Here is a 13926-nt window from a genome sequence, read left to right on the forward strand (position 1 = left end):
ATTAATCAGAGACCACTTAAAATACTTGACTGGCAAACACCTTATCAGATCATGCTGACAAATTTGTCCAAAAATTCGGATTAAATTTGCAATCTACCTTATGGATTTAGCAGAAGCAACTCGTTTTGATATGGTTTCTGTTGTGGTAAACGCGGCCACAGAAAATATTGACGCGTTTGATTATGCTTTGCAGACGGCAGTTCATGATAACGCCAGTCTCAACATTATTGTATGGATAGATGATGATAATTTAAGTGTTTTTAATGCATTGAACCCAAGTTATATTCGCAAACAACATGATCAGGCTGATAAGTTTGCAACAGATTTAAGTGATGTTGCTAAGGCGATGGGTGTCAGGAGCGTGAAAGTTTCCATCAAGCGAGGCAGCAACCTGGCTCGGTTAACGGAAGAAGTGTACTGCACTGATTTTTCGTTTGATGTATTGGTGATGGGTTCGGATCATCATGATCACACTCAAATTCGGCGGGCGGTAAATCAAGCTAACGACGAATTAGAAGTGGCAACTGTTGTTCTTTAATATGATAATTATTTAAAAGACGCTTCTAAATTTGAGCGTCTTTTTTAGTGCCTTGAGAAACGAAAAATCTTGACCGTTCCGCGAGACAGGGACGGCCGATCTGTGGGACCGGTCTCAGCCCGCTTTGCGGTCTTCTACCTCGATTCAGAGCCACAAATCGTCTCTGAAGTCGTCCTGCAATACTAAGCGGCCATAAAACGCCGCTAAGAATTGCTATCACAGAACTATGTCCCTGTCTTGCTACACTACTAATACCATTCGGAAGTCTGGCAAAGATGATATTAACAGTTCTAAAACTAAACCGTTTGTTTTCAAACGTTTGACTTATAATTTTATATGGAGAGTTAAGGGAAAATACATATTCAGGGGAGATATTTAGGTATGAAAAAAACTGTTGTTCTGCTGGTATCAACAGCTTCGTTACTTATGCTGACTGCCTGTGGTAATTCAAGCAATGAACAGAATTCTGGAGCTGCGACTAATAAAAGCGAGAGGGTTGTCAAACATTCCAAAACAAATGTGAGTTCTCATGCTGATTCATCAACTAGTGATGCTAGTCAAGATTCAAATCAAAACGGTGAATCGGCGAATGACAATGACCAAACTGACGCATTTATTCAGGCACCATGGACATTTGCGACAGCTTCATCGTTTTTGCAAAAGGTTGATAGTGCCACGCCGGAGGGGAGCGAACATATTGGACTAGAGCGAATTGATCTGGGCCAAGCCGTTGATTCATCGTCGTGTCCAATCAGCAAGTTGCCAGGAAACAGTATTTACATTTCAGAAAATAATAAAAGTGGCATAGGAGACGGCGGCTTTGTGCTGACCAAAAATTCCAATAGAACTGTCACGATTATCGAAGGGTCCGGTGCAATGTCCGAACCGTTTGAAAAACTGGTCGTCGATGCTAAAAGCGGGCATATTCTAAGTACTCAGCAGCTTTCTGGCTATGATAATATGTTCGCTTATTTTGGCATTGATGTTTCAAACGATGATCAAGCGAATAGCGACAATCAAAGTGATACAGATTCGACCGATGATGACTCGTCAGATTCAGTGAGTGATGATTCACAAAGCAACGATGATAGTGACTCAAACGATGATACTTCAGATTCTCAATCGAGTGAAGATGACAGTAGTTCTCAAGATAGCAATAATAGTGTCAGTGTCGATTCTGATAACGTGGATTCGAATGATAATGGCGATTAGGAATGCACATCAGTTAGCTTAAATATGCTAAGATAACAGCACTAACAAACGGATGGGAGCGCAGCAATGGAACAGTGGTCAAAAGAAACGATTGCAGCGTTTCGAAAAACTTTATTAACGTGGTATGACGAAAATAAACGGGATTTACCATGGCGTCACGATCATGATCCGTATCACGTGTGGGTATCGGAAATCATGTTGCAACAAACGCAGGTGAATACGGTTATTCCTTACTACGAACGCTTTATGAGCATGTTTCCCACAATTAATGATTTGGCAGCGGCTAAACCAGAACAATTGTTGAAAGCGTGGGAGGGCCTCGGCTACTATTCAAGAGCCCGCAATCTGCAACGAGCGGCACGGGAAATCGTCAACGACCGGCATGGTGAATGGCCGACAACGGCTGCGGGTTTGCAGGAACTGACTGGCATTGGCCCATACACGGCGGGTGCGATTGCCAGCATTGCGTTTGGCGAACCGGTGGCAGCAGTCGATGGGAATGCCTTTCGGGTATTTGGCCGATTGCTGATGATTGACGCTGATATTACCAAACCGGCAACTCGCCAGCTGTTTGCCGAGACGATTGATCGAATTATTGATCCACAGCGGCCCGGGGATTTTAATCAAGCCATTATGGACTTGGGCAGTAGCTACATGACAGTGAAAAATCCGGATGTTGAGCATTCACCAGTAAAGATGTTTGACCGTTCATACGAAACCGGCCATGTACTTGATTATCCGGTTAAAACGGCCAAGCCGCGACCAGTTCCAGTCGATTATGTTGCGCTAGTCATCCATACACCGGCCGGATATTTAATGACGAAACGACCATCGACGGGATTACTGGCCAACTTATGGACCTTTCCATTGGTTAAGGTAAGCGATTTGTTGAAGGATGATGAGCAGGAAACAGACTTGATGGACGTCGATATCGTGTCACGTGCTGAGCAAGCATTCGAAACGGAAACGGAAATTCCGGTTTCCTTGGCCTTGATTGGTGGCCGCGCTGTGACACACACATTCACTCATTTAAAGTGGCAAATTCGACTAGTTTCTGCCGAGTTATCGACAGTCCCAGACATCAGTTTGTTTGCGGGTGAAATTGTAGCTGAATCGGCGTTTGATCAATATCCGATGCCAGTTGTCCAACAAAAGCTGTGGCGACGTTGGCAAGCTGCATCAAAAAAGTGAGGTTATTATGGCAGGAAAAAAGTTTTATGCGGTCGCTCATGGTCGCAAAACAGGCATCTTCACAACTTGGGCGGCGGCCAAACAACAGGTTGACGGGATGGCTGGAGCACGATACAAGAGTTTTCCAACACGCGATACTGCTCAGCAATGGTTGGACGCTGGCGGGCAGTACACCGCGTCTGGCCGTAAACCGCTAGCAACAGCTTCACGGCAGCACACGACAACCAGTCAACCGGTAACAGAAAAAATCGTCATGTATTCTGACGGTGGTTCTCGGAACACGGGTAATGTGGCTGGTGGTCATGTGCGTCAGGGCGACAAGGCGGCCTGGGCTTACCTGATAAAAAAAGACGGCCAGCAATATTACGATTCACTGGGTGAATTTGGCGCAACCAACAATAAAATGGAAATCACTGGCTTGTTGCGGGCGCTACAGGCTTTACAACAGTCGGGTTTGAACAAAGAACCAATTTTGGCTGTACTGGATTCAAAATATGTCCTAGATGCGATTACCAAACGTTGGCTAGCCGGCTGGAAGCGACGGGGGTGGGCACGCAGTAACGGTGCGCCACTAGCAAACAAAGAGCTGTGGCAGGCAATGAGCGACCAGTTGACAGCCTTTCCACATTTACGCTTTGAGTGGACGAAGGGTCACGCCGACAATTCTGGTAACGTGTTTGTGGATGAACTGTTGAATCAAACAATGGATGCCATGAGTGAGGAAAATCCGATCGGCAAACGGTCCGAAGTGAACCCGTTAGCGGCAATTGCGGATCAAGCGGTGGCTACTGATGACGCCGATAATGATGCGTCAGCTGATTCGGAACAAATGAATTTATTTTAAGACTTTTAGAGACGGGTGACGGGTATGAATAGGTGGCTACAACTCGTAATTTCCTACACATTGGGATTGATCTTCTTTGCTTTTTTTACCCTGGTAGCGCATTTGAAACCAGCTGGTGGCTTATTTTACACACTTACGGCGTTTGATTATGGCAATCTTGTAAATTGGCTTCTGCTTTATCCGTTTGCTCGCACGAGTGTTAGTCGTTGGCGCCAACTGCGACGGCAGGGCAAAACTGTTGATAATCGAACATTTATCCGTCGTGCCTATGATGAAAACGGCGAATCTTTTGCGCAAACGGAATACAACAGTGCGTGGGCTTCACATGGTTCGCCAAACGGCGGCTCAGCGCTGTTGACATTTATGTTATATGGTCTAGTTTATATTTTTGCAGCTGTCATCGACGTTTGGTTGTTGATTCGGCTTGTATTTGTTAAGTGCCAAAAATCTTAAATAAACGAAAATGGTTCAAACACAATAATCTGCGTTTGAACCATTTTCGTATGACTGTACAAATTAATCGTCCTCTTTAATGAGGTCGTGATAGGCCAAGTCAACGGGCTCACGTTCTGTAAATAGCTTGTAGTAAGCCTTCGCAATGTTAACCGGGTCCTGATTTTCACGGTGCCCGTCACGGATGTACGTGTTGATTGTGACCTGTCCGGCAAAGATGTTAGTTTTTTCCAGATCTTGATTGAGGGCAAGAACGAAATTCTTCATTGCCGCTTTTTCCATGCTTTGCAGAGGCGCACCTGTTGATGGTTTGGTGGCCGCGATGCTGTTAGTGAACAGCAAGGCCGTTGGTTGTGAACTTTCGAGTAGGGCCGGAATGGCTGCGTGAGCTACTGCTACCGGCGCAACGGCCCCAATCAGCATGCCAGTTTCGGCCGTCTCGGCCGTGAGTGCACGAGGTTTGACGCCAGGACGGAACGTGGCGTTAAAGATGACGGCCGTTAGTTGACCCAACTGTTTGACCTGATCGAAGGCTTCATCAATAGTGGCAGCCTTTGTTAGATCAACTGGAAAAATAGTGGCGTTGATTTGCTGGTGTTGGAGATCGTCAGCAGTTTGTTTTAAGACATTTTCATCGCGGGATAGTAAAGCAATTTGGAAGCCTTGACGGCCAAAAAGTGCGGCCTGAGCCTGGGCTAATCCAGTTTTACCAACACCGACGATTGCAACAACGGGTTGTGTCATAATAATCCCCTCCAATTCACTTTCAATATATGTTTGGCAACAGTATAGATGATTGATCAGAAAAACTCAGAAAATAATGCTCGTTATTTCGACAAAACAGAATAATTATTAGCTAACGGTTTGTAAACGAGCTGATTATTCTCATCGTGGCAAACTTAATTTGCCGTTAAGTCACGCGTTGCGACTGGTCACAAAGATTCGAAAGCGTTAAAGTTAATTAGAAATAAACAGCTGAGTGGGAAACGTCAGCGATGGGGAGGTTTGCACGTGCATCGACGGATTTGGACAATTACCAGTGCGCTCGTTTTAATGTTGGGCGCAAGTTTTGTGTTGTTCCATAAGGTAACCAGCATTGGCGTGACTGCCGAACCATTGAAGAGCAGCCAGGTTAATAAAAGTGTTATCCAAACGCACACGCCGACCATCTTCATGCCTGGCTGGGCCACTTCGGCTAACTCGTTTAACGCTATGATTGGTTACATGCAGGGCGAACGTACTGCAGGCAAAGTGATGCGAATCAATGTCGACTTTTTTGGTCGCATTCACGTGATTGGTCGTCTTAAAAAAACGGATATTAATCCGCTCATTCAAGTTACGTTTGACCGCAATCTAGGGAATAGTTATCAGCCACAGGCAAAGTGGCTCAATCAGATTCTGATGTTGCTCAAACGTCGTTACCACGTTAACGAATACAATGCCGTTGGCCATTCGTGGGGCGGCAGCGCGATGGTCACTCAGTTGATCCGTTATGGCAACGATGAGCGACTGCCAAAGTTGCATAAAATGGTATTGTTGAGTGCACCGGTCGATGAAAGTATTGATCGGCCTAAAGATGTATTACCTAGCGGAAAGCCTAAACGTTCATCACACAGTTATCGTCAGTTGATCGCAGCCCGCAACAATTTGTGGGCTAATAGTCAGGCACAAATCTTTAACGTCTACGGGTCTGCTAACGGCGAAGATACAGACAATTCCGTACCCATTGTGCAGGCGCAGGCCTTACGTTATTTAGTTCATGATATTGTGCCGCAGTATCACGAAATTCTGATGAAAAACACCAACCACCATCAGATTCACACCACAATCCGTAGCTACAAGCTAGTCACCAACTTGCTCTTTGGCAAACCAGGTAGTAAACCTTAATCTTTAGTTGGTTCTTGTCTTGCGCCTCCGGTTGGCAGCATTGACACACTCGCCGTGGGACCGGTTCAAGCCTCGTGGAGTGCCGAGTCTCAACGGACCGTCCGTAACCTAAATTCGGGAAAACCACCGAATTAACGTTACCTTCACGGCTCGGTATCAATGCTGCCGCCCTTCGGCTCACATAGAAGTTTTAAGTATCTCTTCCTTGGTTTAGACGATGATGCATTGTTGCTTTTGGCTATGGTCCGTCTAAATTATATAGTCAATTGACTGTGATTCACCGATTCCCTGCTTCGTTTAGAATCTTGCTTGATGACGCTGAAAGGAAATGGTTAAGAAGCTGTAGGTTGGTAGTGTTGAATCCTGCTGTGTCAGTGGTGTTAATTCGGTTGTTTTTGCCGAATTTACAGCACGGGACGAGCTTCAAGACGTGGGTTGTACGGCTTGAAGTCGAGGAATAAGACTGTGATTTTCAGGCTTAATCCGGTCCCCACAGCAGGGTTCAAAAACGGACAACTGAAAGCGGGCGAAATCGCAATCATTTTCACAAATATTTGTAATCAAAAAATCCTGTTAATTAGTGAGAACTAATCGACAGGATTTTTTATGTGAATGGGTTAATGCCGTGACGCGCGTAAGTTGCCGCGTTGATGGTTTTTAACTGTGTGTGCCTTAAACCGTGGCGTTGACGCTTCACCGACAAACTTGAAGTGTTTCAGCTGTCCGTGAAATGGCTGCCCAGCTGCTCGCGTGCGGGCCCACTTGTCCATTTCATCGGCCATGTTGATAGCCGCGTCATGACGTTGTGGCGCATTTTCAGTCAAGGCTGCTTGGGCAATGTCACTGCGTAAGGCAGCGGTTAGGTTGTGATTATAATCAACAAGTTCCTGCGTAATTGGGGCATCCTTATAGCGATTAAATAATCGTTCAATGTACCGCATTGCATCCTTGCTATCTTTTGGCTGATAATACCGATCTTCTGACACGAGCGCCATCCTTTCTGTTAATACAATGGCTCCAGTTTAACGAAATTTCTAACATTAGTAAACGGCTACTGTGCCGGTTTAATTCCTGTATGACAAGCTGCCGCACCAAACGTAAAGCGACGGTAATGAACGTCTTCAAAACCGGCTGTTGTGAACGCTTCGGCCAACGTTTGATAATTTGCAAACGCCTGGGTAGTCCGCTGAAGATAATCATAATCATCATGAGCATGGGCAAATACGGCTCCTAACCACGGCATGACGGTACCGAAATACCATTGCCAAACGGGTTTGATAATTGGCGCGGTTAATTGAGAACTTTCCAAGCACACAAGCTGGCCACCAGGACGCAAGACGCGTAGCATTTCTGTTAAACCGGCGTTTAAGTCTGCTAGATTGCGCATGCCAAAACCGATTGTAATCAGGTCAAAACTGTCATCGGGAAAGGGCAAGTGAAGCGCGTCACCAAAAGAAATGGTCGCTTCATTCGTCAAATTATTGTCAGCAATTTTTTGTTGAGCTAGCTTAACCATTGCCTGACTGAAGTCCACCCCGATAACTTGACCGTTACGGCCAATACTGTTGGCCAGCGCAACTGTCCAATCGCCTGTCCCACAGCACAAGTCGAGGACCGTGTCGCCAGGCAAAAAGTGGGCCTGACGCATAGCATATCGTCGCCATCTGTGTTGTAAACCAAGCGAAATAATGTTGTTCATGCGGTCATAATCCGGTGCTATGCGAGTGAAAAGAGCCTGCACACTTGCCGGATTTTTTGGAGTACTTTGAGTCAATTTGCTCACCACCAATCTAATAGTTTTAATATATGCTCTTTAAGCCCGACACACAAACGTTTTTAAAGTTGCCTCTGTTTCACAAGTTTTCGCGCGGGTATAATTCAATGGGGCACAAACGAGTAACGATAATGTTAAAGGTTTAAAAGACAAGGAGAAAGCATGTTAACGCTATTTTTGTTACTGATGCAGCGGGTTGGACTGATCATTATCCTCGCCTTTCTTTTGGTAAATGTCAGTTATTTCAGACAATTAGTCAAGGCTGATGATACATGGACGGCGAAGGGAATGTTGATTCTCATTTTCGCTGTTTTTGCGATTATCTCAAACTTAACGGGGGTTGAAATTACTTCCCACAACACGTTGGTATCAACAACATGGCTAACTGGTCTACCAGCTACTGATTCAATCGCTAACACGAGAACCTTAGCGATTACGGTGTCCGGCTTAGTTGGTGGACCGCTGGTCGGAACAGTGGTTGGTTTAATTGCCGGTGTCCATCGTGTGATTCAGGGAAATGGCTCCGATTTATTCTATATTTTCAGTTCAATTATCGTTGGTTTTCTTTCTGGGATGATTGGCAAACGTTATCTCAACGAGAATCGATATCCAAGCATGACGACGTCAGCACTGATTGGATTGATGATGGAATCAGTCCAGATGTTGTTTATCTTCATTTTCAGCGCTTCTGGATTCAGTTTGGTAAAACTCATCTTTTTCCCCATGATGATTTTAAATAGTGCCGGAACGGCCATCTTTATGTCAGTCATTTCAGCTTACATTAGGCAAGAAGAGCAGTTACGGGCTGTGCAAACGCACGATGTGTTGGAGCTGGCAGACCGGACATTGCCATTTTTTAGTTCCGGTTTAACCGAGGCCAACGCCCAACAGGTTGCGACCATCATTCGTAATTATACAAACTTTGACGCAATCGGCATTACGGATACGACGGACGTTTTGGCTCATGTGGGGCCGGGGAGTGACCACCATATTCCAGAAAAAGAAATCAAGACAGACTTGTCCAAACGGGTCATTGCGACCGGCCAGATGCGAATTGCTCATTCTAAGGCCGAAATTGGCTGTCCGCATTCAGGATGTCCGTTGGCGGCCGCAGTGGTGATTCCACTGGTCGTCCAAAACCACGTTGTAGGTACGCTGAAGATGTACTTTACCAATCCGAAAGATTTAACGCCGGTTGAGGAACAGTTGGCAACGGGGCTAGCCTCAATCTTTTCAAGCCAATTAGCATTAGGGGCCGCTGAAGAACAATCTAAGCTCGTCAAGGATGCTGAGATTAAGTCCTTACAAGCTCAAGTAAATCCTCACTTTTTCTTCAATGCGATCAATACGATATCTGCGTTGATGCGAACAGACGCTGACAAGGCGCGCACTCTGTTGCTGCAATTATCCACGTACTTCCGAACAAACTTACAAGGTGTCCGGCAAACAGAAATACCATTGCGTCAGGAACGCGAACATGTTGATGCCTACCTATCGCTGGAACAAACGCGATTCCCAGATAAATACGACATTACGTTTGATACGCCATCGGATGATAACGTGTTGATTCCACCATTTACCATTCAAGTGTTGGTTGAAAATGCGATTCGCCATGCGTTTGATGATCGACGATATGGTAATCGCGTGTGGGTAAAAGTTGAAGCCCAGCGCTATGCGACTGAGATTAGTGTCAGCGATAATGGTTTCGGGATTGACCAAGATGTTTTACCGCAACTTGGTCATCAAGTGGTAACTTCTACGAATGGTAGTGGTACAGCGTTGGAAAACTTGAATGCGCGGCTGGTGGGACTTTATGGTCCAAACAGTCAGCTTCATTTTGAAACAGCTTCAACTGGCACGACAGTAAGTTTAACAATTCCAAATAAGCAGGAGGCAATTCATGAAAGTCTTAATCGTTGATGATGAACCGCTCGCACGTAACGAGCTAGAATACTTGCTTAAGCAGAATCCACTGGTTGACCAGGTGTCTCAAGCGGAATCGATCAGTCAAGCGTTGGCCCAATTATTAACTACCCCCAGTGACCTCGTTTTTCTCGACATTTCTTTGAATAACGAAAACGGTTTTGATTTGGCGGACAAACTTGATCAGTTAGCGAATCCACCGTTAGTGGTTGTAGCCACGGCCTATGATGATTATGCGGTTCGCGCATTTAACATTAATGCGGTCGATTACGTACTTAAACCATTTGAGCAGCAACGAATCAATCAGGCGTTATCAAGAGTTGACGAGGTGCTTCAACTTCGGGAAGAGGCCAATCCGGTTGTCAAAACCAAGCCACGTAAGCCACTGGGGATGATTTCAATAACCGAAAACGAGAAGACACGTGTTCTTAAGCAGGGTGACATTCTCGCTGGTTTCGTTGAAAACGGAGAGTTAATATTGACGACCAAGGACGGTCGCTTCCACACCCATCAGACGTTAAGCTGGTTGATGACACGACTGTCGGAGGATCAGTTTATGCAGGTACATCGCAGTATCGTCGTTAATATCACCGCCATTTCCGAGGTCGAACCGTGGTTTAACCATACCTATCAAATTAAGTTGACCAATGGTGACAAGGTGCCGGTCAGCCGTTCCTTTGTTAAGTCGATGAAAGATCGATTGAATATGTAAGTATATCCGCCACGAATATTGGTGGTAGATGCCGCTTGCGGTTGTCAACATTGACACACTCGCCGTGGGACCGGTTCGAGCCTCCCAAGTTCGGAGTCTTTCACCTCGTCATAAAGCCTCGTGAAGACCGCGAGTCTTTACGACCGTCCGTAACCTAAATTCGGGAAATCACCGAATTAACGTTACCTTCACGGCTCGGTATCAATGTTGACGCCCTCCAGCTATGCTATATAGTAGTTAGCTTCATATGCATATCTTTTAATGTCTAATAGTAAGATGGTGGCAAAATCTGTTATTTTCAAAGCATTCGCAACTAGACGAGTGCTTTTTTGTTTACCAAAAACAGGTGTGTGAGCGTGAACAGAGCATGGATTGAACAATCATGAACTTAGTGAAGTTAGCTAACAAATATGTCGCAGTAAATCACTTCCCGAGCAGGGTATTTCAGCTGGCAAAATGTGCGTTTGACAAGTGAATCACGTTTTTTTGTGAATTGGCGACTACACTTTAACTGTTAGAAAGCGCTGGTACGACAAACTTTGCCGTCACTGGTGACACTATTCACAATAATGGAAAGGACGTTTGTCATGGCAGAAAATAATAAATCTAAGACGGCGACATCAACTAAAAAAGATGCGCCCATTCTGGTTCAAATCGGTATTTATGCCACGGTACTATTTATTTCCTGGCTCATTTCTGAGTTTGTTGCAAAGACTTTTCCAAAGTTCCCACTACCAACGCCAGTTATTGGGCTGGTACTACTCTACTTAGCATTGACGTTCAAACTTATTAAAGTGGAGTGGGTTGATTCTTTCGGTAGCTTTATGATCAGTCTCATTGGTTTTCTTTTTGTTCCTTCTGGTATTCAATTGGCAGGCACGCTTGGCATCCTGCAAAATGAAGGCTGGAAGTTAGTTATTGTTATTATTCTATCCACTATCGTATTGCTGGTTGTTGTGGCTTACACTGCGCGACTCTTTATCTGGATCCGGGTTCACTGGTTCCATGGCGATGCAACTGTTAATCAGGATGATCAAAAGTAAAAGGAGGATTGCTTTATGTCTGTTTCAATTTTAGCGGCTGCTGCGGCACCGGTCATTAAAGGACCACTGGCTTACTTTGCGACACCATTCTTCGGAATCTTCTTGTCCATCGCTGTTTATTTATTGGGCCAATGGTTATTCAAGAAATTTAACGGGTTCTTCTTATTTCAGCCATTATTTGTTGGGATGGTCCTTGGGATCATCGTGTTGGTTATCATGGCCAAAATGTTGGGCATGGACACAGCTAAGTTCTACACCACGGCTTACAAACCCGGCGGTGACATTATCTTCTGGTTCTTGAACCCAGCAACGATTGCGTTTGCCGTTCCATTGTACAAACGTAACGATATTGTCAAAAAGTTCTGGTTGGAAATTCTATTATCACTAATCGTCGGGGCGTTCGTCTCACTGTTTGTTATCTTCGGTATTTCCAAACTGTTCGGTCTCAGCAACGTTGGTATTGCATCTATGCTGCCACAAGCTGCAACGACTGCGATTGCATTGCCAATTTCAACAGCTGTCGGTGGTAACGCTGCTGTAACAGCGATGGCATGTATCCTGAATGCGGTTATCATTTACGCATTGGGTGGCTGGCTTGTTAAAGTCTTCCGTTTGAACTCAGATCCAATTGGGACGGGGCTTGGCTTAGGAACTTCTGGACACACGGTTGGTTCAGCATTTGCTTTACAGTTAGGATCCGCTCAAGGTTCTATGGCTGCTATTGCAGTGGTTATCATCAGTATCGTTATCGATATCGTTGTGCCAATCTTCGCTGCCTTAGTTGGTCTCGGTTAATTTAAAATGATTTTATAAACGTCACCAAACGGATGTGTTGGCGGCGTTTTTTTTGCGCGCCAAAATGGCAACATTACTACCAAAAAGACTTACTTTGTGAACAAACTTAACGATTCTGTCGTCCTCTAAGAAAACGGTTACAATCGCTATGATATTGGTGTTCATAGCATAAATAATTCGTTATAATTTTGCTGATGAAGAGTTTTATTCACAAGCATAGGCAGACCTTTTTGGAGGCGATTAAAGATGGCAACACAGGGTAAACATCCACAGAAGACATCGAACCGTGCACCAATTTTGATTCAAATTGGGATCTACGCGACAATTCTGTTTATATCGTGGCTTATTTCCGAGTGGGGTAACAAGACATTTCCTAAATTCCCGTTACCGACACCGGTTGTGGGATTAGTCCTTATGTATTTAGCGTTAACGTTGCACATTATTAAGGTAGAGTGGGTTGAGGATTTAGGCGCTTTCTTAATTAGTATTATTGGATTTCTGTTTGTGCCTTCCGGTATCCAGTTGGCAGGAACGCTCAATATTTTGGAAAACGAAGGCTGGAAGTTAATCTTAGTTATCATTATCTCAACTGTGATTTTATTGGTTTCTGTCGCCTATTGTACCCGCTTCTTTATTTGGCTCCGCGTGCACGTTTTGCATAAGGATGCGCAGGTTGATGGGGATAACAAGGATGAAGGGTAGGTGGCAAACATGGCAAATACATTCATTTTGGCCGCTGCTGCACCAGTCATTAAGGGGCCACTCGCTTATTTTGTGACGCCGTTCTTTGGTATCGTATTATCAATTGCCGTTTATTTATTGGGTCAGTGGTTATTTAAAATTTCAAAGGGCTTCTTTTTATTTCAACCATTATTTGTTGGTATGGTAATGGAGATCTTAGCGTTAGCAATTCTTGCAAAGTGGTTAGGGATGGACACCGCTGCTTTTTATACGCAGGCTTACAAACCCGGCGGTGATATCATTTTCTGGTTCTTGAATCCAGCGACGATTGCCTTTGCGATTCCTTTATACAAACGTAACGACATCGTGAAAAAGTTCTGGCTCGAAATTTTGTTGTCATTGATTGTTGGTGTCTTCATTGCATTATCGTTGATTTTCTTAGTTGCCAAAGGATTTGGTCTCAGCAAAGTTGGCCTGGCATCCATGTTGCCACAAGCTGCAACGACCGCGATTGCGTTACCAATTTCGACAGCTATTGGCGGTAACGCGGCGGTTACAGCGATGGCATGTATTTTAAATGCTGTGATTATTTACGCACTGGGCAACTGGCTCGTTAAAATTTTCCGTTTGAAGTCTGATCCAATCGGTACTGGTTTGGGATTAGGAACTTCTGGACACACCATTGGCTCGGCGTTTGCTTTGGAGTTAGGCACCATCGAAGGTTCGATGGGGGCCATTGCGGTGGTTATTATCGGAATTGTGGTCGATTTAGTAGTGCCAATTTTTGCAACATTGGTTGGATTAAGGTAAAAGTTTCCTGTTTATAATGGTTTTCAATTGACGGTTTTACACATTGCGTTCGATACTTGAAGT

At 44.8% G+C, this 13926-nt stretch carries 15 protein-coding genes; 12 read left to right on the forward strand and 3 right to left on the reverse strand.

All coding sequences use genetic code 11. From position 1 onward, the window contains the following. The first annotated feature begins 100 nt into the window (after positions 1 to 100). The 5 genes from GB992_RS09280 to GB992_RS09300 all read left to right on the forward strand — a co-directional run bounded on the left by GB992_RS09280 (position 101) and on the right by GB992_RS09300 (position 4238). Positions 101 to 538 (forward strand): adenine nucleotide alpha hydrolase family protein, encoded by a 438-nt coding sequence (locus GB992_RS09280; protein WP_161002195.1) that lies wholly within the window; start codon positions 101 to 103, stop codon positions 536 to 538. Positions 539 to 919: 381 nt separating this feature from the next. Beyond that, positions 920 to 1750 (forward strand): hypothetical protein, encoded by an 831-nt coding sequence (locus GB992_RS09285; protein ID WP_161002196.1) that lies wholly within the window; start codon positions 920 to 922, stop codon positions 1748 to 1750. Positions 1751 to 1816: 66 nt separating this feature from the next. Further along, complete coding sequence (mutY, locus tag GB992_RS09290) at positions 1817 to 2941, forward strand: A/G-specific adenine glycosylase (RefSeq protein ID WP_161002197.1); 1125 nt, start codon at positions 1817 to 1819, stop codon at positions 2939 to 2941. Between the two features lie 7 nt (positions 2942 to 2948). Continuing rightward, on the forward strand, positions 2949 to 3785 hold the full coding sequence (locus GB992_RS09295) for a ribonuclease H family protein (RefSeq protein ID WP_161002198.1): 837 nt from the start codon (positions 2949 to 2951) through the stop codon (positions 3783 to 3785). A gap of 24 nt (positions 3786 to 3809) precedes the next feature. Beyond that, positions 3810 to 4238, forward strand: a complete 429-nt coding sequence (locus GB992_RS09300; protein WP_161002199.1) for a hypothetical protein — start codon at positions 3810 to 3812, stop codon at positions 4236 to 4238. A 63-nt stretch (positions 4239 to 4301) separates the two neighbouring features. On the opposite strand, the gene GB992_RS09305 is transcribed toward GB992_RS09300, so the two are convergent. Beyond that, the gene (locus GB992_RS09305) at positions 4302 to 4982 is read right to left on the reverse strand and encodes an SDR family oxidoreductase (protein WP_161002200.1); all 681 of its coding nucleotides are present in this window, start codon (positions 4980 to 4982) and stop codon (positions 4302 to 4304) included. A 267-nt stretch (positions 4983 to 5249) separates the two neighbouring features. On the opposite strand from GB992_RS09305, the gene GB992_RS09310 reads away from it, so the two are divergent. Beyond that, a complete protein-coding gene (locus tag GB992_RS09310; RefSeq protein WP_161002201.1) occupies positions 5250 to 6125 on the forward strand; it encodes an alpha/beta hydrolase in 876 nt (291 codons plus the stop codon). A gap of 617 nt (positions 6126 to 6742) precedes the next feature. Here the strand turns inward: GB992_RS09310 and GB992_RS09315 are convergent. Next, entirely contained in the window at positions 6743 to 7111 is a 369-nt protein-coding gene (locus GB992_RS09315) for a hypothetical protein (protein WP_178941868.1), read from the reverse strand. Positions 7112 to 7176: 65 nt separating this feature from the next. Further along, positions 7177 to 7899 carry a demethylmenaquinone methyltransferase gene (locus tag GB992_RS09320; RefSeq protein WP_161002203.1) on the reverse strand — a complete coding sequence of 241 codons (723 nt, stop codon included), beginning with the start codon at positions 7897 to 7899 and terminating at the stop codon, positions 7177 to 7179. Positions 7900 to 8061: 162 nt separating this feature from the next. Between GB992_RS09320 and GB992_RS09325 the strand changes: the two genes are divergently transcribed. The 6 genes from GB992_RS09325 (at position 8062) to lrgB (GB992_RS09350) (ending at position 13863) form a co-directional block, all read left to right on the forward strand. Then, positions 8062 to 9819, forward strand: coding sequence for a sensor histidine kinase (locus GB992_RS09325; RefSeq protein ID WP_161002204.1), 1758 nt, complete (start codon positions 8062 to 8064; stop codon positions 9817 to 9819). Further along, the gene (locus GB992_RS09330; protein ID WP_161002205.1) at positions 9800 to 10534 is read left to right on the forward strand and encodes a LytTR family transcriptional regulator DNA-binding domain-containing protein; all 735 of its coding nucleotides are present in this window, start codon (positions 9800 to 9802) and stop codon (positions 10532 to 10534) included. The genes GB992_RS09325 and GB992_RS09330 overlap by 20 nt, the downstream gene beginning before the upstream one ends. 587 nt (positions 10535 to 11121) lie before the next feature. Further along, a complete protein-coding gene (locus GB992_RS09335) occupies positions 11122 to 11577 on the forward strand; it encodes a CidA/LrgA family protein (RefSeq protein WP_161002206.1) in 456 nt (151 codons plus the stop codon). A gap of 15 nt (positions 11578 to 11592) precedes the next feature. Next, positions 11593 to 12372 carry an antiholin-like protein LrgB gene (lrgB, locus tag GB992_RS09340; RefSeq protein WP_017260748.1) on the forward strand — a complete coding sequence of 260 codons (780 nt, stop codon included), beginning with the start codon at positions 11593 to 11595 and terminating at the stop codon, positions 12370 to 12372. 246 nt (positions 12373 to 12618) lie between these two features. Next, positions 12619 to 13074 (forward strand): CidA/LrgA family protein, encoded by a 456-nt coding sequence (locus GB992_RS09345; RefSeq protein WP_161002207.1) that lies wholly within the window; start codon positions 12619 to 12621, stop codon positions 13072 to 13074. A 9-nt stretch (positions 13075 to 13083) separates the two neighbouring features. Beyond that, positions 13084 to 13863, forward strand: a complete 780-nt coding sequence (gene lrgB, locus GB992_RS09350) for an antiholin-like protein LrgB (protein WP_161002208.1) — start codon at positions 13084 to 13086, stop codon at positions 13861 to 13863. The last annotated feature ends 63 nt before the right edge of the window (positions 13864 to 13926 follow it).

Origin of the sequence: Furfurilactobacillus milii (assembly GCF_009863985.1) — a bacterium.
GTDB classification, from domain to species: Bacteria; Bacillota; Bacilli; order Lactobacillales; family Lactobacillaceae; genus Furfurilactobacillus; species Furfurilactobacillus milii_A.